The sequence below is a fragment of the Amycolatopsis sp. NPDC114504 genome, assembly GCF_055633595.1.
This window is the reverse complement of sequence record NZ_JBVKDU010000003.1, coordinates 591001-610913: the sequence shown is the minus strand read 5'-3', so window position 1 is coordinate 610913 and position 19913 is coordinate 591001. Positions and strand designations below refer to the sequence as shown.

At 71.2% G+C, this 19913-nt stretch carries 20 protein-coding genes; 7 read left to right on the top strand and 13 right to left on the bottom strand.

Features of this window, described 5'->3' with window-relative positions:
• Positions 1-27: 27 nt before the first annotated feature.
• Positions 28-1551 (bottom strand): AMP-binding protein, encoded by a 1524-nt coding sequence (locus ACZ7PG_RS24185; RefSeq protein WP_470241359.1) that lies wholly within the window; start codon positions 1549-1551, stop codon positions 28-30.
• A gap of 61 nt (positions 1552-1612) precedes the next feature.
• On the opposite strand from ACZ7PG_RS24185, the gene ACZ7PG_RS24180 reads away from it, so the two are divergent.
• Together ACZ7PG_RS24180 and ACZ7PG_RS24175 are read left to right on the top strand one after the other, a co-directional pair.
• A complete protein-coding gene (locus ACZ7PG_RS24180; RefSeq protein ID WP_470242395.1) occupies positions 1613-2449 on the top strand; it encodes a hypothetical protein in 837 nt (278 codons plus the stop codon).
• 171 nt (positions 2450-2620) lie between these two features.
• Positions 2621-3337 (top strand): nitroreductase/quinone reductase family protein, encoded by a 717-nt coding sequence (locus tag ACZ7PG_RS24175; protein WP_470241358.1) that lies wholly within the window; start codon positions 2621-2623, stop codon positions 3335-3337.
• Between the two features lie 10 nt (positions 3338-3347).
• Here the strand turns inward: ACZ7PG_RS24175 and ACZ7PG_RS24170 are convergent, their stop codons facing one another.
• Genes ACZ7PG_RS24170 through ACZ7PG_RS24150 form a run of 5 tightly spaced genes read right to left on the bottom strand, consistent with a single transcriptional unit; the run spans position 3348 to position 8010 of the window.
• A complete protein-coding gene (locus ACZ7PG_RS24170; RefSeq protein WP_470241357.1) occupies positions 3348-4199 on the bottom strand; it encodes a TIGR03620 family F420-dependent LLM class oxidoreductase in 852 nt (283 codons plus the stop codon).
• Positions 4200-4227: 28 nt separating this feature from the next.
• On the bottom strand, positions 4228-4917 hold the full coding sequence (locus ACZ7PG_RS24165) for a TetR/AcrR family transcriptional regulator (protein WP_470241356.1): 690 nt from the start codon (positions 4915-4917) through the stop codon (positions 4228-4230).
• A gap of 28 nt (positions 4918-4945) precedes the next feature.
• Positions 4946-5875, bottom strand: coding sequence for a phosphotransferase enzyme family protein (locus ACZ7PG_RS24160; protein WP_470241355.1), 930 nt, complete (start codon positions 5873-5875; stop codon positions 4946-4948).
• 11 nt (positions 5876-5886) lie between these two features.
• Positions 5887-7068 (bottom strand): pyridoxal phosphate-dependent aminotransferase, encoded by a 1182-nt coding sequence (locus ACZ7PG_RS24155; RefSeq protein WP_470241354.1) that lies wholly within the window; start codon positions 7066-7068, stop codon positions 5887-5889.
• A gap of 33 nt (positions 7069-7101) precedes the next feature.
• Positions 7102-8010 (bottom strand): hypothetical protein, encoded by a 909-nt coding sequence (locus tag ACZ7PG_RS24150; protein ID WP_470241353.1) that lies wholly within the window; start codon positions 8008-8010, stop codon positions 7102-7104.
• A 212-nt stretch (positions 8011-8222) separates the two neighbouring features.
• Between ACZ7PG_RS24150 and ACZ7PG_RS24145 the strand changes: the two genes are divergently transcribed.
• Positions 8223-8522 carry a YciI family protein gene (locus ACZ7PG_RS24145; RefSeq protein ID WP_470241352.1) on the top strand — a complete coding sequence of 100 codons (300 nt, stop codon included), beginning with the start codon at positions 8223-8225 and terminating at the stop codon, positions 8520-8522.
• 217 nt (positions 8523-8739) lie between these two features.
• Positions 8740-9462 carry a dihydrofolate reductase family protein gene (locus ACZ7PG_RS24140; protein ID WP_470242394.1) on the top strand — a complete coding sequence of 241 codons (723 nt, stop codon included), beginning with the start codon at positions 8740-8742 and terminating at the stop codon, positions 9460-9462.
• A 13-nt stretch (positions 9463-9475) separates the two neighbouring features.
• Here the strand turns inward: ACZ7PG_RS24140 and ACZ7PG_RS24135 are convergent, their stop codons facing one another.
• The 5 genes from ACZ7PG_RS24135 to ACZ7PG_RS24115 form a co-directional block, all read right to left on the bottom strand.
• On the bottom strand, positions 9476-9844 hold the full coding sequence (locus ACZ7PG_RS24135; RefSeq protein WP_470241351.1) for a VOC family protein: 369 nt from the start codon (positions 9842-9844) through the stop codon (positions 9476-9478).
• Positions 9845-10150: 306 nt separating this feature from the next.
• Positions 10151-10546, bottom strand: coding sequence for an NUDIX hydrolase (locus ACZ7PG_RS24130; protein ID WP_470241350.1), 396 nt, complete (start codon positions 10544-10546; stop codon positions 10151-10153).
• A 15-nt stretch (positions 10547-10561) separates the two neighbouring features.
• Positions 10562-12232, bottom strand: a complete 1671-nt coding sequence (locus ACZ7PG_RS24125; protein ID WP_470241349.1) for a hypothetical protein — start codon at positions 12230-12232, stop codon at positions 10562-10564.
• An 81-nt stretch (positions 12233-12313) separates the two neighbouring features.
• Positions 12314-12676, bottom strand: coding sequence for a VOC family protein (locus ACZ7PG_RS24120; protein WP_470241348.1), 363 nt, complete (start codon positions 12674-12676; stop codon positions 12314-12316).
• A 30-nt stretch (positions 12677-12706) separates the two neighbouring features.
• Positions 12707-13129, bottom strand: coding sequence for a hypothetical protein (locus ACZ7PG_RS24115; RefSeq protein ID WP_470241347.1), 423 nt, complete (start codon positions 13127-13129; stop codon positions 12707-12709).
• A 101-nt stretch (positions 13130-13230) separates the two neighbouring features.
• On the opposite strand from ACZ7PG_RS24115, the gene ACZ7PG_RS24110 reads away from it, so the two are divergent.
• The 3 genes from ACZ7PG_RS24110 to ACZ7PG_RS24100 all read left to right on the top strand — a co-directional run bounded on the left by ACZ7PG_RS24110 (position 13231) and on the right by ACZ7PG_RS24100 (position 17953).
• Complete coding sequence (locus ACZ7PG_RS24110) at positions 13231-14379, top strand: serine hydrolase domain-containing protein (RefSeq protein ID WP_470241346.1); 1149 nt, start codon at positions 13231-13233, stop codon at positions 14377-14379.
• A 691-nt stretch (positions 14380-15070) separates the two neighbouring features.
• The gene (locus tag ACZ7PG_RS24105; RefSeq protein ID WP_470241345.1) at positions 15071-15253 is read left to right on the top strand and encodes a hypothetical protein; all 183 of its coding nucleotides are present in this window, start codon (positions 15071-15073) and stop codon (positions 15251-15253) included.
• Between the two features lie 90 nt (positions 15254-15343).
• A complete protein-coding gene (locus ACZ7PG_RS24100) occupies positions 15344-17953 on the top strand; it encodes a CHAT domain-containing protein (protein WP_470241344.1) in 2610 nt (869 codons plus the stop codon).
• Here the strand turns inward: ACZ7PG_RS24100 and ACZ7PG_RS24095 are convergent.
• Together ACZ7PG_RS24095 and ACZ7PG_RS24090 are read right to left on the bottom strand one after the other, a co-directional pair.
• Positions 17945-18919 (bottom strand): aldo/keto reductase, encoded by a 975-nt coding sequence (locus tag ACZ7PG_RS24095; protein ID WP_470241343.1) that lies wholly within the window; start codon positions 18917-18919, stop codon positions 17945-17947. The two genes, ACZ7PG_RS24100 and ACZ7PG_RS24095, sit on opposite strands and share 9 nt — an antisense overlap.
• A gap of 1 nt (position 18920) precedes the next feature.
• Positions 18921-19709: an SDR family oxidoreductase gene (locus tag ACZ7PG_RS24090; RefSeq protein ID WP_470241342.1), complete on the bottom strand. Its 789-nt coding sequence runs from the start codon at positions 19707-19709 to the stop codon at positions 18921-18923.
• Positions 19710-19913: the final 204 nt, after the last annotated feature.

Genomic DNA, 19913 nt, shown 5'->3' with positions numbered 1-19913 from the left:
GAACCCGCGGAGAAGAAGAAGCGCAGGTCAGTTGACCTGTCGGGACTGGCCTTCCCAGTACGGCTCCCTGAGCTTGAACTTCTGGATCTTGCCCGTAGCCGTCCGAGGAAGCTCATCGAGGAACTCTATTCGCTTCGGGCACTTGTACCCCGCCAAATACTCCCGGCAGTGCTTGATCAGCTCCTCCGCGGTCACCTCCGACGAAGTGACCACCAAAGCCGTCACCAGCTCGCCCCACTTCTCGTCCGGGATGCCGATCACCGCCACCTCGCGCACGGCCGGGTGCGAGTTCAGCGCGTCCTCCACCTCGATCGACGACACGTTCTCGCCACCCGAGATGATCACGTCCTTCTTGCGGTCCGCGATCGTCAGGTACCCGTCGTCGAACGTCCCGCCGTCGCCCGTGTGGAACCAGTTGCCCTCCTGGACCCGCGCGGTCTCCGAAGGGTTCTCCCAATACCCGTCCAGGTTGTGGTTCGACTGCGCGAGCACCTCGCCGTCCGTGTCGACGGCGATCCGGACACCCAGCGCCGGCGTCCCCGCTCGGCCCAGCAGCTTGGCCTGCTCGTGCGGGTCGAGGTCCGCCCACTCGCTGCGCATCCGGTTGACCGTCAGCAGCGGCGCCGTCTCGGTGAGGCCGTAGATCTGGATGAACTCCCAGCCCAGCTCCGCCCGCACCCGCTCGATCGTGCGCGTCGGCGGCGGTGCGCCGGCCACGACGATCCGGACGCGGTCGCGGCCCGGGATCTCGCCCTCCCAGGTCGCCGCGCCGTCCAGGGCCGCCGTCACCACCGCGGGCGCGGCACACAGGATCGTCACGCCGTGCTCGGCGATCCGACGCAGGATCTCGGTGCCGTCGACCTTCCGCAGCACGATGTGCCGCCCGCCCAGCCCGGTCACCGCGTACGGCATGCCCCAGCCGTTGCAGTGGAACATCGGCAGCGTGTGCAGCAGGACGTCGTTGTCGCTCAACGTCGTGTGCAGGCCGAACACCGCCGCGTTCAGCCAGATGTTGCGCTGGGTGAGCTGCACGCCCTTCGGCCGCGCCGTCGTGCCCGAGGTGTAGTTGATGGTCGCCGTCGCGGACTCGTCGCCGGCCCACGGCGCGGGTGACCCGTCGCCGCCCCAGATCGCTTCGTCGTCGCGGCCCAGGACGAAGACGTGCTTCGCCGTCACCGTGTCCAGCAGGTGCTCCACCTCGGGGTCGACGATCAGCACCTCGGCCCCGGAGTGCTCCACGATGTACTTGACCTCGGCCGGCGCCAGCCGGAAGTTGACCGGCACCAGGACGCGGCCCCAGCCGGACACGCCGAAGAACGACACGAGCAGCCGCGCGGCGTTGTGCGACACCATCGCGACGCGCCCGCCGACCGGCACGCCCAGCTCGTCGAGGTGCGCGGCTTGCGCCCGCGCCCGCTTCGCCACTTCGCGGTAGGTGAGCGAGCCCCAGCTCGGCGCGGGCTGGTCCGGCTCGTCGACCACCGCGACGCGGTCCGAGTACACCGTTTCCGCGCGGTCGAGGAAGTCCCGGACACCCAGATCGAAGAACATGCTCCCGATGATGACTCTTCGCAGGTGCTCGCACCAGTCCGATGTGGTTCGCTGGAGCACGATGGACTTCGACACGGTGGCCGGCGAGCTCTACGGGGGTGACCTCGCGGAGTTCATCAGCGCGCGCAACGCGGCGGCGAAGGCCGCGAAGGCCGAGGGGGACGCCGAGCTCGCGACGCGGATCCGCGAGCTGCGGAAGCCGACCACCGCCGCGGCCATCGTCAACCGCCTGGCCAGGGACGATGCCGCCGAGCTGCGCGAGCTGGCCGAGCTGGGCGACGAACTGCGCGACGCGCACAGCCGCCTGGCCGGCGACGACCTGCGAGCCCTGACCAGGCGCCGCGGCGACCTGGTCCGGCGGATCCTCCACGGGCTGCCGTCGATGAGCGACACCGTCTCCCGCGAGGTCGAGGCGACCCTCGAAGCCGTCGCGGCCGACCCGGGCACCGCGGGGCTCGCCGTGGCCGGGCGCCTGACGTCGGTGGCGCACCAGGACACCGACCAGTGGTTCACCCTCGCCGCGAGCGCCGCCCCGCCGTCCACCGGCAAGCGCCCGGCGAAGCTGGTGGAAAAGGCCGAACCGGCGAAGCCCAAAAAGGACCACCGGCGCGAAGAAGAAGACCGCAAAGAGCGCGAACGCGTCCGGGCCGAGCGCGAGCGCCTGCGCAAGGAGGCCGCCGAGCTGGCCAAGGAGCGCGCGGTGGCCGAGCGCGACCTGGTCCGCACCGAACGCGCGGCCGAGCAGGCGACGGCCCGCGTCGACGACCTGCGTGCCCGTCTGGCCGAGGCGGAGGAACGCGCCGAACGCGCGACGGCGGAGTTCGAGAAGGCGAAGGAGACCTACGAGCAGGCCGACAACGCCGCCGAGGAAGCGCGAAAAGCCGCCGAAGCACGCTGATTCCGTGCTAGCGTGACGATGCGCCCCGGATGGGCCTACGCACGGAGGTAGTGGCTACTCAGCCCCCTTGAATCGACACGTTCTGCCTTCCTTGGCAGGAGTGTGCCCTCCGCGCGCCCGTTCCGTGTCGGTTCACGGCCTCCGGTGATCACTTCATCGGAAAGGACCAGCTTGATCCTGCTCACCACGACCGGTGCCCGCACCGGCCGGGAACACCGCGTCACCTTGGGAGCCTTGGACATCGACGGCCGCCTGGTCGTCGTCGCTTCGGCGATGGGCTCGCCGAAGCACCCCGCCTGGTACCACAACATCCGCCACAACCCGCTGGTCACCGTGGAAACCGGCACCGAGACGTTCGAAGCGATGGCCGCGCTCCCGCCGGACCGCGACGCGCTGTTCGCCGAGGTCGTCGCGCGCGAACCGGGGTTCGCGGACTACCAGGCGAAAACGGCTCGCGTGCTGCCGGTCGTGGAGCTGCACCGGCTCGACGCCGTGCGCCGCATGGGCGACTGGCTCGTCGAGGTGCACGACTGGCTGCGCGCCGAGCTGCGGAAGCTGCGCGACGGCGGGTCGCACAGCCTGAGCGCGCGGTGTTCCGGTTTCTGCACCGCGCTCACCCGGCACCACTCGGGGGAGGGCGCCGCGATCTTCCCCATGCTGGCCACGCGGTTCCCGGCGCTCGCGCCCGCGCTGGACAAGCTGGGCGAGGAGCACGTCGTCGTCGCGCGGCTGCAGGAGGAGATCCAGCGGCTCGTCGACGAGGAAACCGATCCGGCCCGGCTGCGGGCGGAGTTCGATCGGCTGGCGTCCGCTTTGGACGACCACTTCGCTTATGAGGAGCGCACGATCGTCGACGCGCTGAACGCCCTCCTGCCCGCGCCCGGCTGAGCAGAGCTGTTCAGAGCAGGATTTCGGCCAGCTGCCGGTGGTTTTCGGCCTCGACCTCGGCCGACCGGCCGATCACCTGGACGGCGACGTGGTCGGCGCCGGCGTCCACATGGGACCGTAGCCGCTTCGCGATGTCTTCCGGCGTGCCGTGCACCGCGAGGTCGTCGATCAGCCGGTCGCTGCCGCCGCCGGTGACGTCGGCGTCGGTGTACCCGTGGCGCAGCAGGTTGTTCACATAGTTGCGCAGCCCGAGGTAGGGCTCGCGGATGAAGGCGCGGCCGACTTCGCGGGCCTCCTCGGGGCTGCCGACGACGACTTTCTGTTCCGGGGCCAGGATCTTTCCCGCGCCCAGGACCGACCGGGCGTGCCGCGTGTGCGCGACCGGCACGAGGTACGGGTGCGCGCCCGCGGTGCGGTCCCTGGCCAGCTTCAGCACGCGGTCGCCGAGCGCGGCGAGCACCCGGGCCTCGGCGGGCACGCCGGCCGCGTCGAGCCGGTCCAGGAATCCGACGAGCGTGTCGTACGGGCTGTGGTAGCCGGTGACGGACTCGGGGTGGCCGACACCGATCCCCAGTAGCAAGCGCTTTCCGTACCGCTCCGCGAGCCGTTGGTACGACGCGGCCAGCGGCTCCGGCTCGTCGGCCCAGACGTTCACGATCGCCGTCGCCACGGTGATCCGCTCGGTCGAGGCCAGGATGTCCTCGACGAACGCGAGGTCGCTGATCGACGCGCGCCCGGTGCCGAGCCAGGCCGTGCCGTAGCCCAGCTTGTCCGCCGCGATGGCGTGGAGCTTGCGGGTCGGGTCGTCGCGGTGCGGGGACAGGAACACGCCGAAGGTGCCGAGACTCGCTACATTCGTCATAGGAGTCAATGTATCAAATGTAGCGCCGTCAGTTCGAGAGGCGGTGCAGCCACTCCCGCAGCAGGTGCCGTTCGGTCGTGGTCAGCTCGTCGACGTCGTCCGCGAGCGCGGTCGACAAAGCGACCGCGAGCGCGCCGACGGACGAGCCTTCAGCCGGCCGCTCGGCGAGCAGCCCGGCCAGGACGGCCTCCCTGACCTGCGTGGACATCGCCAGGTCGCGGCTCTCCTCCGGCTGCGCGATCAGGCTGAGCGTGACCCCGCTGTTCGCCGCCGCGAACTGCCGCGCGGCCTCCGCGGCCTCGACGCGCAGCCGGCCGTCGCGCGCTAGCGGCGTGAACAGCTCCAGCAGCATCGCCTCGGCGCTGGAGGTGAGGTTGCACGGCACGCCCGGCTCGATCTGGCCGTAGAGCAGCACGTAGAACTGCGGGTTTTCCAGGCCGTACCCGACGTGCCGGTCCCAGCCCGCGCGGATCCGGTCGACCGGGTCGCCGCCCGGCGCGGGTGCCTGCACGTACTGCGTGAAGCCGTAGTTCACGACGGCGTCGAGCAGGCCCTGCTTGCTGCCGAAGTGGTGGTACAGCGTGGGGGCCTGGACGCCGGCGCGTTCGCAGATCGCGCGGGTCGACACCGGGCCGCCCTGCGCCTCGTGCAGGAGCTGCCCCGCGGCCAGCAGCAGGCGGTCGCGGGTGCTGGTGGCGTTGCTCGTTCGTCCGGCCATGTAGCAATTGTAACGCCGGTGTGTAACGTCAGGCCCGCAGCCGGAGCTGGACCCGGCGGAGCCCGGCGAAGGCGTTCAGCACCGCCGGGTCGGTCGTCACCGCGTCCGGGCGCACCGACCGGTAGCCGTCCAGGAGCGACTCCCGCAGCTCGTCCCGCTGCGGCAGGTGCTTGAGCTCGTCGAGCGCCACGGCGAGGTCGTAGGCGAAGTGCCCGTACCCGCAGTCGTCGAAGTCGATCGCCCGGACGCGGCCGCGGTGGAACAGGTAGTTCTCCTGGCGCAGGTCGCCGTGGACCAAGCCGAAGACGTCGGCGCCGCACCCCAGGTCGCTCCGGATCGCGCGCACGCGCCCGGCGGCGGCGCGCACCCGTTCGTCGCCGCCGGCCAGCGCGACCGCCCGGTCGAGCACGGCGTCGGAGAAGCCGTCGACCTGCGAGCGGCCGAAGTCGGTCACGTCGTCGACGCGGCCGCGGTCGAGGCCGTTCATCCGCGCGCCGTGCAGGTGCAGCCGCGCGGCGAACTCGCCGACCGCGTAGAGCTGCGGCGCGCTGAGCCGTTCGTCGACGAACCGGCCGTCGACCCAGTGGCAGAGCACGCAGGTGCGCGGCTCGGGCACCGCCGGATCGGCGACGACGGTGACCAGGTCCCGCGCCCGCGTCGGCACCGGCCGCGGGACGATGAGGTCGGTTTCGCGGCCCAGCGCGGCGAGCCACGTCATCTCGGCCCGCACCTGCGCGGTGCTCGGGCCGTCGGCGCGCTGCACGCGCAGCACGTACCGGTGGCCGTCCGCGCCGTCGACGCGGAACGTCGTGTTGAGCCCGCGGCCCAGCGGCGTCAACCGGGCCACCGGCACGTCGTAGTCGGTCAAGGCCGCTTCGGCGAGCCGGCGCAGGCGTCGGGTGCGGCCGGAGCGGTCGAGGCCGGCGAACGGCCGCTCGTTCGCGCCTGCGCCCGCCATGGCCCACGTGCTCAGCTGATCGACCGTTCCGGCTCGCGGGAGTGCGCGACGAGCTCGATCGTCGGCGTGTGGCGCCCGCCGCCACCCAGCCGCTCGACCCCGCGCAGGCCCTCGACCAGCCGCTCGACCTCGGTGTCCGGCCGCACCCCGAAGCGCATGAACTGGCTGGTCATGCCGATCTTGTTGCCGCACTGGCGCACCAGCAGGTGGTGCTCGGCGAGCAGGTAGTCGCACAGCTCGGCGCCGTCGACCGACCCGGGCAGCTTGACCAGCAGGAAGTTCGCCTGCGACGGGAACACCGTCAGCTCCTGGAACTGGTTCAGCTGCGAGTTCATCATGAACCGGTCGAGGGCGAGCTTCTTCAGGCTGTCCTCGTACTCCGCGCGGCGCTCGGCGAGCATGAAGATGACGGTCTCGGCGAGCGAGTTCAGGTTCCACTTCGGCAGCGCGCCCGACAGCTTGCGCGTCAGCGCCGGGTTCGACACCTGGTAGCCGAACCGGATCCCGTGCAGCCCGAAGTTCTTGCCGAGGCTCTTCAGCACGATGACGTTCGGCCGCACGACGGCTTCGGCGGCCACCGACGGGCTCATCTCGGCCTCGACGAAGTCGATGAACGACTCGTCGATCACCACGAGGTCCAGGTCTTCGAGGGCGTCCATGAACCGGATCACCTCGCGGCGCGGCAGGTACCCGCCGTCGGGGTTGTTCGGGTTGCACAGCACCGCGACCCGGGAGCCGCGGCGCTTGATGAAGTCGACGTACTCGTCCACGCGGAGCTCGAAGTTGTCGGACTCCTTGAGCAGGAACATGTCGACGCGCTTGCCGGTCTCGAGGGGCTGGTCGGTCCAGCGGCCGAACGTCGGGATCGGCACGGCGATGCTGGCGTCGACCAGCAGCCGGTCGATCCAGGTGATCAGCTCGGTCGAGCCGTTGGCCAGCGAGATCGTCGACGGGTTGAGCCGCAGCACGTGCGCCAGCTGCGCGGTGATCGCGCCCGCGTCGCTCGGGTAGAACTTGAGGATCGTGCGGAGGTTGCGCTCCAGCTCGCCGAACATCTCGTCGGTGGGGAAGTAGGGGTTGCAGGGGATGCAGAAGTCCGCGAGGTCGTCGGCGTGCTGCCCCATCGCCCTGGCCACGGAGAAGAACGACGGGCTGTGGGCCGCACTCTGCTGGAAAAGGCCTCTGGTGGTCATACCGTGCCGCACGCGTGGTCTCCGTCCGCCGCTTTACCGGCCCCTTGCCTTCCCGATGGGGATACGTGTGAATCGGACGGACGGTTCAACACCGGTCACGGCGTAGATCCCGAGACCGGCCAGCGCGGCGCCGGCCAGCACGGAGAGCGCGAGCAGCGGCAGCGGCGCGGCCAGCGGGTCGATGCCGGCGAAGGACTCGACGCCGATCACGGCGGTGAGCAGGGCGTCGGCGACGACCGCCGCCCGCACGACGCGCAGCCGGTGTGCCTCGGGCCAGCGGGTGAACCGCAGGACCCAGGCCAGCGCGGGGAGCACCAGGATCGCGTGCATCGCGACCGCGTGCAGCGGCTTGAGCGAACCGGCGGTGGTGTACGCGCCTTGCGGGTCGCCGCCACGCGCCTCGACGACGCCGCGGGCGATCATCACCGCGCCGGTGGCCAGCGCGACCAGGAGGACGACCAGGCCGGCGCGGACGGCCAGGCGCAGGCTCGGCGCGTCCGGACCGGGTTCGACCAGCGCAGCGGCCGTGAAGCCGATGATGGTCAGGATGATCACGCCACCCCCGGCGGCGAGCGTCATCGACACGAGGTTGTCGAACGGCGTCTCGAAGTTGAAGTGCGACGGCACACCGCGCCAGGCCTGCATGCTGACCAGCGCGACCTCGGCGACGCTCGCGGCCGTGAACGCGCCGAGGAGGATCGTGCGCAGGCGGGGGCGGACGGTGAGGAACGACGTCGCCCAGGCGACCGACGCGAGCGTCAGTCCGAACGACAGGCCGAACGTGACGGCCTTGCGCATCGACAGCGGCCCCAGCCACGAGCCGCCGGTGGCGACGAGCACGACCGCGTGCACGACGCCGCTCACGAACAGTGCCGCGCCGATCGCGTAGGCGATCCGTTCGGTCCGCCTGCCGTCGTGCCAGATCCGGGTCAGTGCGTTCATGGCGCCTAGTGTCGCGCCGGCGAGGCCGTCACCGCGTCGGTCCGGTGGCGGCACCGCGCCGTACGACGACGGGCGTACGGCAATCGTGGAGAAATGTCGAAAAGTGTTGGTAAAGGAATTGCGTTGTTCTTGACCGAATAAGGGGAAAACGCGTGTGCCGCGACACTCGCCAGGCGGATGCGCCGCGGCCGGAAGAGTTCTACCATCGAATCATGTACATAGCCCTGCTGACCTACACGGCACCCGAAACAGAAGTCGACTACGCGCTCCCGGACCATTCGGACTGGTTGCGCAAGCAATTCACGAAGGGAGTCTTCCTCGTTTCCGGAAAGGGGAGCGGCGCGGCCGACCACGTGATCCTGACGCGCTCGGTGCTGCGCGGCAGGCTCGACGCGATCCTCGCCAGCGACCCGTTCGTCGTCCGGCGTCTCGCCCGGTACGAGGTCATCGAGTTCGCCGCCACGCGCACCGCACAGGAGCTGCTGGCGATCAACGAGGCCATCGCCTCCTGAGGAGTTCCGCCACGGTCGGGTGGCCCGGCGACGAGGCCCCGCCACCTGCCGGCGAAGAACGCATACCTGCTGGTCTCGCCTATGATCGGGACGCCCGGATGCCCAGCAGGGAGAGTGCGATGAAGACCCCCGACGTCGTCTTCCGGGGCGGCCGGTCGAGCCGTGACCACGCGCTGGTCCGAGTGCTCCCGGAGCCCGACGCGGCACTCCGATGGGAGTGATCCGGCAGATCTGGCCGGTCGAGCGCGGCCTCGACGACCACGACCTCGAGCAGCTCTACCGCTACCCGGCCGACCCTCGGTGGGTCGCCGTCAACTTCGTGTCCAGCACGGACGGCGCGATCGCGGTCGAGGGGCGGTCGGCGAGCCTGTCGACCCCGGCCGACCGCATCGTCTACCGGCTGGGCAACGACCTGGCGGACGTGGTGCTGGTGGGCGCGGGCACGGCGATGGCGGAGGGGTTCGAGGGCAGCCGCCCCGACGAGCGTTCCGCCGACCGCCGCCGCCGGTTCGGGCTGGCCCCGATCGCGCCGGTCGCGGTGGTGACGACGGGCTCGCTGCCCCCGGACGCCCCGGTGATCACGAAGGCGGCGGTCCCGACGCTGGTGTTCACCTCCGCGGCGGCGCCCGCGTCGGTGCGCGCGGACTGGGCGGCGAACGGGGCCCGGGTGTTCGTGGTGGGTTCGGCTTCGCAGGTGGTCTCGACGCTGGTGGCCGAGGGCTTGGGCCGCATCGACTGCGAGGGCGGGCCCAGGCTGTTCGGATCGCTGATCGAGGCGGGCGTGATCGACGAGTTCCGCCTGACGGTGGCACCGTTCCTGGTGGCGGGAGCGGCCGGCCGCGCGGCGGTGGGCGGGGCGATCGACCCGGCTTCGCTGGAGCTGGCTTCGGTGCTCACCGATGGCAAGAGTGTGCTGCTGCGGTATCTGGTTCCCCGCTAGCGCCGTGTCGTGGTCAGCCGCGGTCGTGGAGGGTGACGTGGTAGCCGTCGGGGTCGGCGAAGGTGAACGTCCGGCCGAAGGGGCCGTCGATCGGCGCGGAGACGATGGTGCGCCCATCGGCGACGAGAGCGTCGTGAATGGCCTGGACATCGGTGGCGTGGAGCCAGATCGCGGCACCGATGCCGGGCTGGGCGACGGAGTCGAGATCGGTACCGGGAACGACATCGCGAAGCGCGAACGCGATCGGCTTCGTCTCGAAGACGACGGCGTGCGGAGGCCCGGCCGGCGAGCGGACGAGGCCGAGGTACTGCTCGTAGAACGCCTGCGAAGCGTCGAGGTCACGCGCTTGCAGGGAGATGAAGTCGGGGCCGGTGGCGGGCATGGTGTCGCTCCTTCTGGTCACGTGTCAGGTTCCTGACATGAGCCACTGTATGTCAGGAACCTGACATGAGTCAACCGACGGGCTCTCTCCTGCGACGAGCCCGTTTTGTCGGTGCCCGCTGGTAGTGTGGAAATCGGGGGCTTCTTACGCGCGGTTCCTTTGTGCGGCAAAGGAAATCCCCAATTTCCGCAGCCCTCGGGTTCACTCGATTCAGCGATGTTTTTCGCACGTGTGTTCGGTAATGTCGGTGGCATGACCACTCTTTCCCCGCCCCGCGGCCGAAGACCGGTGCCGCACCCGCGGCGATCACAGCAGCCGGCGAAAATGCTCCGCCATCTCGAGGCGTCGCGCTTCCCGCGGCGTGAGCCACGTGAAGTCGTCGTGCTCTTCCGGGTTGAGCACGACGTCTCCGGCGCCGTCTTCTTCCACCGTGTAAACGAAAGCGTGGATCTCCATCGCGCGCCCGGCGACGTCCGGCCAGGAATCGCGGGCGAGTTCACCCGTGACCCGGACCCGCAACCCCGTCTCTTCCGCCGCTTCCCGGATCGCGGTGGCTTCGAAAGCTTCGCCGGGCTCGACGGTTCCGCCGGGCAGTTCCCACCGTCCCGCCAGGAAAACACCGGGCCCGCGCCGGAGGAACAGCACCCGGTCGCCGCGGGCGATCCAGCAGTAGGCCAGGTGTTTCCGCGCGATCTCCGTCATGCGCGCGATTCTCGCTCAGTTGGTCTTCGACGTCGGCAGGTGGGCGCCGAGGTACCCGACGTACACCGTGCCCGTGCGGTCGGTGTCGTCGAGGAAGTGCAGCCGTGGCGCGGGCGATTTGAAGCGCTCCAGGGCGATGTGGGCGCCGAAGTAGTCGCGGCCGGCGGGATTCGTCCGCGGGTCGACGCGGAACGTCCGCGCTTGGCGGAGCCGTTCGTTCGTGGTCACCGTGTCCGACTCGGCCAGGGCGATGATGTTGGCGCTGATCAGCGAACCCGGCTGGCCGGTGCGGGCGAACGCGAGCACGTCCGAGAGCTCGGGCCCGGGATCCTGACCCGCGTCGAGCAACGTCGTCCGCGCGCCGGCGTACGCGTCGAGCGTGCGGAGCGCGTCCCACGCCTTGCGTCGCCAGGCGCCGGCTTTCGGGTGGTGGTCGAGGATCGCGGCCGGTGCCGGTTCGGCCGTGATCGCGAGGTGCGTGAGCGTCGCCGTCGCGGCGCCGATCAGCTCGGCGAAGCTGGGGAACTCCTCGGGCGGACGCTCGGTGGCGGCGACCTCGTCGTCGGCGTCGTGGTACCGGGCGAGCGTGCCCGCCAGCAGCCCGTTCACGCGTCTCAGCTCGTCGCGTTCGGTCTCCGTCTCCTCGAACGCGCGCGCGTAGTCGTCCACCTCGCCCTGCAGCCGCGCGAGCTGCGTCCGCAGGCACGCGATGTCGATCGCGGAGAGGTCCTCGAGCCGGCGGCGGAGCACCTTCGCCTCGCCGGCGTGCCGATCCCGGTCCTCGGTGTCGGCCTTCGACTTCTTGCGCAGGATCGTGATCACGCCCCGCGCCTCCGCCAGCTCGCGCTCGACGCGGTCCAGCTTCTCCGTCAGCTCGGCGTCCGGTTCCCGTTCGGGCGCGTCGAAAGGATCGTTGGCGTACCACGCTTTCACGCTCGGAACTTCCGCCCACTCCTCGGGCAGCGGCGTCCGGCCGCGCGTCTGGAGCAGCCGCGTGATCGCGCCCTGGAGCGCCTCGCCGGACACGGGGCTGGCGGCCTCGACGAAGTCCGGGAGCTGGTCGCACGGCGGCGCGTACAGCCGCGCGCCCTGCGGCGCCTCGTAGCCGAGGGGCACGTGCTGGTTGAGGGTGCGGCGGAAGCGGTCGTCGACGTCGAAGACGTTGACCAGCCCGGGCCAGCCGTCGAGAGGCACGTCCGGCGGTTCGGTGAGCACCAGCACCGCCGACGTCCGCCACTCCGCCACCAGCGCCTCGCCCAGCAGTTCCGCGACGCGGTCGCACTCCTTGCGAGACCAGCCGCGCATCGCGAGAACCGGCGCTTCGATCGGGATCTCGTCACTCCCGCTCGCGCCGAGCTCCTCCAGCCCGATCCGGTGCGCCGGCGCTTCGTGGCAGCTGCGCCAAGGCCGGGTGCACGCGGCGGCCAGCAACCACGCCACGCGGTCCTCGCCGGCGTGGTAGCACAGCGAAAGCAATACCTGAACGGAGTAGCGGCCTTCGCCGCCCGTCCACCCGAACTTCAGGTCGCACCGGCGCGAACCGCCGTCGTCGGAGGAGCCGAGATCGGCGACCGTGTAGTCGTCGTGCTGCCGCTGGCGGGCGATCAGCCTGCCGCGCAACGCGTCCAGGGGGCGCTTTCCCTCGGTGGGGACCAGTCCGTGGTGCCAGATCCGGTGCACCCCCACAGGACTCAACTCCGTTCGCCGGAAACAGGACCTCAGGCGAACATAGCGGATCCTGTGACCGGACGAACGCGGGGCGTCACCTCATTCACGCGTCCAGAGGCAGAACGGGTGCCCGGCTGGATCGAAGCAGACGCGGACGTCCTCCTGCGGCTGGAAGTCCGAGACCGTGGCGCCCGCGGCGGTGGCGGCTGCCGTGGCCGCGACGAGGTCGTCGACCTCGATGTCGAGGTGCAGCTGCATCTGCTGGGCGCCACCGGCGGGCGGCCACACCGGCGGGAGGTGCTCGGTCTCGAGCTGGAACGACAACCCGGCACTGCCGTCGTCCGGGCGCAGCGTGACCCACTCCGGCTCGTCGGTCTTGATCGGCCAGCCGAGCAGCTTCGAGTAGAACTCGGCGAGCGCACGCGGCTCCGGCGTGCCCAGCACGGTGGAAGTCAGCTTCATGGTCCGGTGGTACCCGCCGGTGCGGGCCTTCTACCGGGGCGAGCCGGTTTGGGTGTCGAAGTAGGCGACGGGCGGGCCGACCTGCCGCCACGACGTCGTCGCGAACACGGCGGCCCCCGAGAGCGCGAGCAGCGCGGTGACGACGGCGAGCGTGGCGCCGATCCGGCCCGGGCCGGGCCGGGTGCGCGCCCCGGCGTGGACGCCGAAGACCAGCGCCAGCACGCTGATCGGCAGCAGCGCGAACCACAGCGCGCCGAGGACCAGCACGAACGCCTGCGCGACCCAGGAGTACACCCACGCGCTCACCACCGGCGGCCGGACGATCAGCCAGGCCGCCCAGGTGGCGACGGCGAGCGTGAGCCCGGACGCGCCGATCGCGAGCGACGCGATCGCCAGTCCGCGGCCGGGCCGCGTGGTTTCGGTCGGTTCGGCGTCGAGCTCCGGTGCCCCCATACCGGGAACATCCCGGCGGGACGCCCCGGCGTTACGCGGAATACCCCGTTGCGGCGCGGGTTGACTCCAAGCGCAACCGAAAGATCACTGAGGGAGCCGCCATGTCGTCCGAGCACATCCAGGGGACCGTCGCCGACGGGTTCGAGCCGGTACGCGAGGAGTTCGCCGCCGTCGCGTCCGGCGAAGGCGGCGACTACGCCGCCCAGCTGGTGGCGCACGTCGACGGCGAACGCGTCGTCGACCTGTGGACCGGCCCCGAGATCACCGCCGACTCGCTGACCGGCGTGTTCTCCTCGACCAAGGGGGCGGCGCACCTGGTGGTGGCGCTGCTCGTCCAGGACGGCGTGCTCGACCTCGACCAGCGCGTCAGCCACTACTGGCCGGAGTTCGGCGCGGCGGGCAAGGAGGCGATCACCCTGCGGACCCTGCTGGCGCACCGCGCCGGCGTCGTGGGCGCGGACGCCGGCTTCACGGCCGACGAGATCGCCGACGACCGCGTGATCGCCGAGCGGCTCGCCCCGCAGCGGCCGTACTGGCATCCCGGCACGCAGTTCGGCTACCACGCGCTGGTGATCGGCGCCCTGACCGGCGAGGTGGTCCGCCGCGTCACCGGCCGCAGCATCCAGGAGCACCACGAGGAGCGCGTCCGGCAGCCGTTCGGCCTGGACTTCTACCTGGGGCTGCCGGACGAGCTGGAGCCGAGGTTCCTGACGACGCAGCCGATGCTGCCGACACCGGAGCAGCTGGCCGAGCTGGAGGCGAACGCGACGGGGCCGGACAGCATCACCGGCATCGCGTTCAACCGCAACCACCCGAAGGCCCCGGAGCTCTGGGAGCTCCCGAACCTCAAGGTGGTTCGCCGCCTGAGCCCGGCCTCGGTGGGCGGCGTGGCATCGGCACGCGGCCTGGCCGGAATGTACGCGGCAGCGATCAGCGGCCCCAACCCGCTCCTACGCCCGGAGACGGCGGCGGAGTTCGCCCAGATCCATTCGATCGGCGAAGACCTGTCGACCCGCAACCGCAACGCATTCGGCCTCGGTTTCGCGGCCGTCTCGGACGACTACCCGGTCCTGGGGCAGGGAGCATTCGGCCACAGCGGCGCAGCGGGTTCCCAGGCATTCGCAGACCCCCGAAGCGGCCTGGCCTACGGCTACAACCGCCGCCGTTTCGCATTCCCGGGCGGAGCGGCCCCGGAGAACGCAAGGCTGGTAAGCGCAATCCACAAGGCGGTGAAGGAACAGCGGGTGTGACGAAGTAGCGGTCCACAAAGGACTCTCCTGGCCAGTCGGCCAGGAGAGCGGGGTCGCGCGCCGCCTTGGCCACTAACACCGGCACTCGGGTGTTGGCGCTACAACTCCGGTTCACTCGGCGCTGCAGGCAGGTTCACCGCGCCGACCGCGGAGAGCCGGACCGCCCCGAAACTCGCCGGGCGGCCGATCGCCGCGACTGCGCGCCCGCCCCGAGGTGCGGCCGGCCGTACAACGGGCCGCCCGGACCGTCGCGAACCGGCTGCGCGGCCGGTTCGTGCCCAACTCGGCGCGAACCCGCTGCGCTCGTCGGGTCGAAGGCCCACCCGGCGCCCCGCGCGACGGCTCGCCCGCACGCGGCCGACCCATCTCCTGAGCCGGCTCTCCGATCACCGGCATCGCCGTCCGCGCCCGGCGCAACACGTCACCCCGGACGGCCCCGGCTCCCACTCGGCCACCCGGCGGGATGCACGTCCGTAATGGACGTCGTTACAGAGTTCACTCGTTAGGACGTTCCGGCCACGGCGTTTGCCCTGATCACGCGGGTCGGACTGACTTTCCGTAGCGAAAACTCTCCCGATCATTGCTCCGTTGTGGAACTATTGGTCCGTTCGCGGGGAGAGGGCCTCGCGAGGGGGACTCACCGTCACGGTGAGCGGCCCCATGTAGATCCCCAGGGGAGAGGAGATCGACCATGTCGACGCCTACGGACACCAAGCCGGAAGAAACCCCGGAGCCGGTCGAGAAGGCCGGCCCGGTGGTTCCGCACCCGGACCCGGACGAGCACGGCTGGGTGCACATCGACCACCCGCCGCTCAAGGACGGCCCGGTCGTGACGCCCAACTGCGGCACGCCGTGCTACCAGGTCGCTCGCTGACCTTGACCAACTTGTGACGCCCGCCTGCCGATCTTCGCCTGGCAGGCGGGCTTCTTTGGTAACAGGCTGTGCTGTCATAGGAGAGTGCCTGTGACAAACCTGGACCCGGTCTCCGTCATCGAGAGGGTCCGCGCCCTGCAGAAGGCCGCCACGGACGCATCCTGCCTCGGGCGCTATCGCGAAGGTGTCCGGCTGCTCAAGCGCGGGATGAGCATGCTCGAGACCGTCCGTCCGTCGACCGAGCAGCTGCACCTCGACTGGCTGGTCACCCGGATCCGCCTTTCGAGCACCTTGACGGCCATGTCGTCGGAGATCAGCGGCGACCTCGAAGCCGGTTTGGCCGGCTTGAACGAGGTGCGGAAGCTGATCGCGGACGTGCCGGACCCGATGCTGCGGGCCGAGCTCGACGGCTCCCTGAACTACAACTACGCGGCGAGGCTGATGAGCGTCGGCCGTAACGAAGACAGCCTCGTGTCCTTCGACATCTCGGTGGCGCACCAGGAGTACCGGCTGGCACACGGGCCCGCACCGGAGACGCGGATGGGCAGCTTCGTCCAGACGTTGTCGTCGAGGGCCTGGGTGCAGGTGCGGCTGGGCAACGTCTCCGCGGCGCAGGGCGACCTCGCTCGTGCGCTCGAGCTGGCGGAGAAGTACGAACTCCGGTCGGTGGCCGCCGATGTGCGCCGGACGATGGGCATGCTCGCGCTCCGCGTGCGGGACGTGCCGGAAGCTCTCCGGTTCTACGAGGAGGCCGAGCGCAACTACCGTGCGCTGGACATGGACGTGCCGGCCGCGCTGCGGTTCGAGCAGGCCGAGGCCCTGCTGGCGGCCGGCTTGGCCGACGAGGCCGCCTCTCACCTCGACGACGTGCTTCCCGTGCTCATCGAGGAACAGAGCATCAGCAAGGAGCTCGCGCGAGCCGAGCTGTATCGCGCGTCCGCGGCGCTGCTGGCCGACGATCTCGAGCCCGCGCGGCAGATGGCGGATTCGGCCCGGCGCCGCATGCTGCGCGTCGGCTGCCAGACCTGTGTGGCCAACGCCCTGATCATCGGGCTGCACGCCGATGTGCGGGAGGCCCTGCGCTCGGACGAAGTGCCGGCCGCGCTGCCCACCAGGGCTGTTCGCATCGCGGCGAAGATGCCTTCGCCGCTCCTCGCCGACCAGGCCGCCACCGCTCGCATGCTGGCCGTCCGCTTGGACATCCGGCGGGGCAACCTCAAACGCGCCGTCGAGACCCTCCGGAAAGTCCCGCGGCCCGGGCAGCTCACCCCCATCGACTACCGGATGCTGCGCCGCCTCTGCCGGGCCGAGCTCGCCGTCGCGCAGGGGAATCAGGCCAAGGCGCTCACCGAAATCCGGTCCGGGCTCACCGAGCTCGACGCCGTCCGGGACCGGATGGGTGGGCTGGACCTCGTGTCCGGGACCGCCCTCCACGGCCAGGAGCTCGCCGACCTCGCCGTCAAGCTCGTGCTCGAACGCAACGATGCCCGGCGCCTCTTCGTCTGGCTCGAACGAACCCGGGCCCAGACCTACCGCTACGAACCGCTCTCCGCCGGAACCGATCCCGAGCTCGCCGCGCGCGTCGCCGAGGTGCGGGGCCTCGGCCAGGCCATCCAGGAAGCCCAGCACGACGGCCACCCCATCGCCGGGCTGCGGGCCAAGTACAACGAACGGCTCCGCGAGGCCCAGCGGCTCGGCTGGCACACCGGGCGCTGGGGACGGCCGCGGCCGGTGGCCGGGCTCGGTGAGGTCGTCGCGCAGCTCCGGGAACGAGCCTTGGTCAGCTTCGCCGCCTCCGGGGACGAGCTCGTCGCCATCGTCGTCGCCGGGGGTGAGTGCCGGCTCGTGCGGCTCGGGTCCGCCGGGGCCGCCGCCGAGTCCGCGCGCGTGCTCAACGTCGACCTCGACGCCCTCGCGCCCGACAACCTGCCCGAACGGCTGGCCGAGGTCGTCATGGCGTCCGCGCGCAAGCAGGCCGACAAGCTCGACGCCCAGCTCATCCAGCCGCTCGCCGAGCTCTTCGGCGACCGCGAGCTGGTCATCGTCCCCACCGGGCCGCTCTACGCCGTGCCGTGGGGCGTCCTGCCGGGGCTGCGGGGGCGGCCGACCGTCGTCGCGCCGTCGGCGACCGCCTGGCTCGCCGCCGAGCTGACGAAGTCGCCGCGCGCCCGCAAGATCGTGCTCGTCCGTGGGCCCGGGCTGGCCGGTGCGCGCGGTGAGCTGGAGAAGCTGACCACCCACTACCGCAGCGCGACGACCATGACCGGCGCCAAGGCCACCGTGAAGTCGGTGCTGCGCGCGATGGACGGCGCCAAGCTCGCCCACTTCGCCGCCCACGGCGCGCACGAGCCGGAGAACGCGCTGTTCTCCCGCCTCGAACTCGCCGACGGCGCGCTCTTCGGGCACGAGATGGCCGGACTGCGGCAACCGCCGCGTCAAGTCGTCTTCGCCGCCTGCGAGCTCGCGCTGAACCGGATCCGGCCGGGCGACGAAGCCCTCGGCTTCGCCAGCGCCCTGCTCGCCAGCGGCTCCCGCACGGTGATCGCGCCGCTGTCGCGCGTCGGCGACCTCGCCTCGGCGGCCGCGATGGACGACTACTACCGCGCGCTGGCCGTCCGCGACAGGCCCGCGCTGGCGCTGGCCGACGCGATCGCCGTCGACCCGTTCCGCCGGCCCTTCGTCTGCCTCGGCTCAGGCTGAAGACGCTGAGAAGGCCGGGGGCGACCACACCAGCCGCGGATCGGTCTGGACGAAGCTGCCGAGCAGGTAGTCGACCCGCGTCAGCACGTCGAGGTCCAGCCGGACGCCGGCGGCCTTCGCGTTCTCCGTGACCTGCTCCGGCGTGCTCGCGCCCACCACCGCCGACGCGACGGTCTCGTGCTGCAACGTCCACGCCAGCGCCAGCTGCGCCATCGTCAGGCCCGCGTCGTCCGCCACGCCGCGCAGCAGCTCGACTCGCTCCAGCAGCTCCGGCATCAGCAGCGGCCGCGCGTGCGCCGGCCCCGTCGCGCGGGAGCCCGCCGGGACGCGCCCGTCCCGGTACTTGCCGGTCAGCACGCCCTGCGCGAGCGGCATCGCCGCGAACTGCCCGACGCCGATCCGCTCGCCCACCGGCATCACCTGGGCCTCCGGCACCCGCCACAGCATCGAGTAGTGCGGCTGGTTCGCGATGAACGGCACTTCGTACCGCACCGCCGCGTCATGCGCCTGCAGCAGCTGCTCTGCCGTCCACTCCGACGTGCCGACGTACCGGACCTTCCCCTGCCGCACCAGATCCGAGAGCGCGAGGAACGTCTCGGCGACCGGCGTCCGATAGTCGAAGCGCAGCAGCTGGTGGACGTCGACGTGGTCGGTGTGCAGCCGCCGCAGCGAGCCCTCCAGCGATGCGATCACGTGCTTTCGGCTCAGGCCGGCGTCGTTCGGCCCCGGGCCTTCGGGCCAGAACACCCCGGTGCACAGCACGATTTCGTCGCGGCGCACGCCGGCGAGCGCCTCGCCGAGGGATGTCTCCGCCGCGCCGCCGTCCCACGCCGCCGCGGTGTGGAACGTCGTCACACCGGCGTCCAGGGCCGCGGCGACGCACCCGGGCGCGTCGTGCGTCTGCCAGTTGCCGTAGGCGATCTCGCTCACGGCGAGCCCGCTCGCGCCGAGCCTGCGGTACTCCACGTCAGCCTCCTTGGACAGCCATCTCGTCGATCCACGCGTCGACCGCGCTTGCCTTGCGCACGAACGACTCCCGCACCGACGGGTGCGGCAGGATCAGGAACTCTTCCGTGCCGAGGCCGCGCACGACCGCCTCGGCGACGTCTTCGGGGTCGAGCAGCGGCGCGGCCGCGGCGATCGCCAGCGCGGCCGGGTGACCGGCGGCGATGCCGGGTTCGAGCAGCGCGGTCCGGACGCCGAGCGGGCACAGCGCGCTGACCCGCACGCCACGCGGCCGGTAGGTGATCGCCAGCCACTCGGCGAGGCCGACGGCCGCGTGCTTGGTGACCGAGTACGGCGCGTCGCCGGGGGTGCCGAGCAGGCCGGCGCCCGACGCCGTGATCAGCAGGTAGCCTTCGCCGCGCGCGAGCATCGCGGGCAGCACGACCTGCGCGGCGTGGACGTGCTGCATGACGTTGATCTCCCACGACCTGACCCACTGCTCGTCCGCCGCGTGGACGCCGGTGCCGAACGCCGCGCCCGCGTTGGCGCAGAACAGGTCCACCTCGCCGAACTCGGCGCGGGCCGCCGCGACCAGCGTCTTCAGGTCCTTTTTGGACGTCGCGTCGGTGGTCACGGCGATGGCGCGCCCGCCCGCGTCGGCGATCTCGTCCGCCACCCGGCCGGCGCCCGCGGCGTCGACGTCGGACACGACCACCCCGGCCGCGCCCTCGGTGGCGAAGCGCCGCGCCATGGCGGCCCCGATTCCGTGTGCGGCGCCGGTCAGCACGACGACCCGTCCGGTCAGTTCCACGCGTGCTCCAGTATTTTCCGGGCTATTGTTACGCAGGTGAGCGAATAGCATTTACCATTTAGAATGCGTATGATAAAAGTGCTGGTCAGGGCCATGATCGCGCGGTCTTCACAGTTTCCGACCCTAGCACGAGTATTGCTTTTTACGGGTCGGGTGCGTTATTCCTGTGATTGGTCTGCGTGAAGATCACCCCACCCCGCACAG

What these genes read in the sequence shown, in the direction of transcription:
- ACZ7PG_RS24120 (WP_470241348.1), bottom strand. Translation starts at nt 12,676, where the DNA reads ATGAAGCTGACTTCCACCGTGCTGGGCACGCCGGAGCCGCGTGCGCTC.
- ACZ7PG_RS24105 (WP_470241345.1), top strand. Translation starts at nt 15,071, where the DNA reads ATGTCGACGCCTACGGACACCAAGCCGGAAGAAACCCCGGAGCCGGTC.
- ACZ7PG_RS24150 (WP_470241353.1), bottom strand. Translation starts at nt 8,010, where the DNA reads ATGAACGCACTGACCCGGATCTGGCACGACGGCAGGCGGACCGAACGG.
- ACZ7PG_RS24110 (WP_470241346.1), top strand. Translation starts at nt 13,231, where the DNA reads ATGTCGTCCGAGCACATCCAGGGGACCGTCGCCGACGGGTTCGAGCCG.
- ACZ7PG_RS24145 (WP_470241352.1), top strand. Translation starts at nt 8,223, where the DNA reads ATGTACATAGCCCTGCTGACCTACACGGCACCCGAAACAGAAGTCGAC.
- ACZ7PG_RS24130 (WP_470241350.1), bottom strand. Translation starts at nt 10,546, where the DNA reads ATGACGGAGATCGCGCGGAAACACCTGGCCTACTGCTGGATCGCCCGC.
- ACZ7PG_RS24135 (WP_470241351.1), bottom strand. Translation starts at nt 9,844, where the DNA reads ATGCCCGCCACCGGCCCCGACTTCATCTCCCTGCAAGCGCGTGACCTC.
- ACZ7PG_RS24160 (WP_470241355.1), bottom strand. Translation starts at nt 5,875, where the DNA reads ATGGCGGGCGCAGGCGCGAACGAGCGGCCGTTCGCCGGCCTCGACCGC.
- ACZ7PG_RS24165 (WP_470241356.1), bottom strand. Translation starts at nt 4,917, where the DNA reads ATGGCCGGACGAACGAGCAACGCCACCAGCACCCGCGACCGCCTGCTG.
- ACZ7PG_RS24170 (WP_470241357.1), bottom strand. Translation starts at nt 4,199, where the DNA reads ATGACGAATGTAGCGAGTCTCGGCACCTTCGGCGTGTTCCTGTCCCCG.
- ACZ7PG_RS24155 (WP_470241354.1), bottom strand. Translation starts at nt 7,068, where the DNA reads ATGACCACCAGAGGCCTTTTCCAGCAGAGTGCGGCCCACAGCCCGTCG.
- ACZ7PG_RS24185 (WP_470241359.1), bottom strand. Translation starts at nt 1,551, where the DNA reads ATGTTCTTCGATCTGGGTGTCCGGGACTTCCTCGACCGCGCGGAAACG.
- ACZ7PG_RS24115 (WP_470241347.1), bottom strand. Translation starts at nt 13,129, where the DNA reads ATGGGGGCACCGGAGCTCGACGCCGAACCGACCGAAACCACGCGGCCC.
- ACZ7PG_RS24180 (WP_470242395.1), top strand. Translation starts at nt 1,613, where the DNA reads ATGGACTTCGACACGGTGGCCGGCGAGCTCTACGGGGGTGACCTCGCG.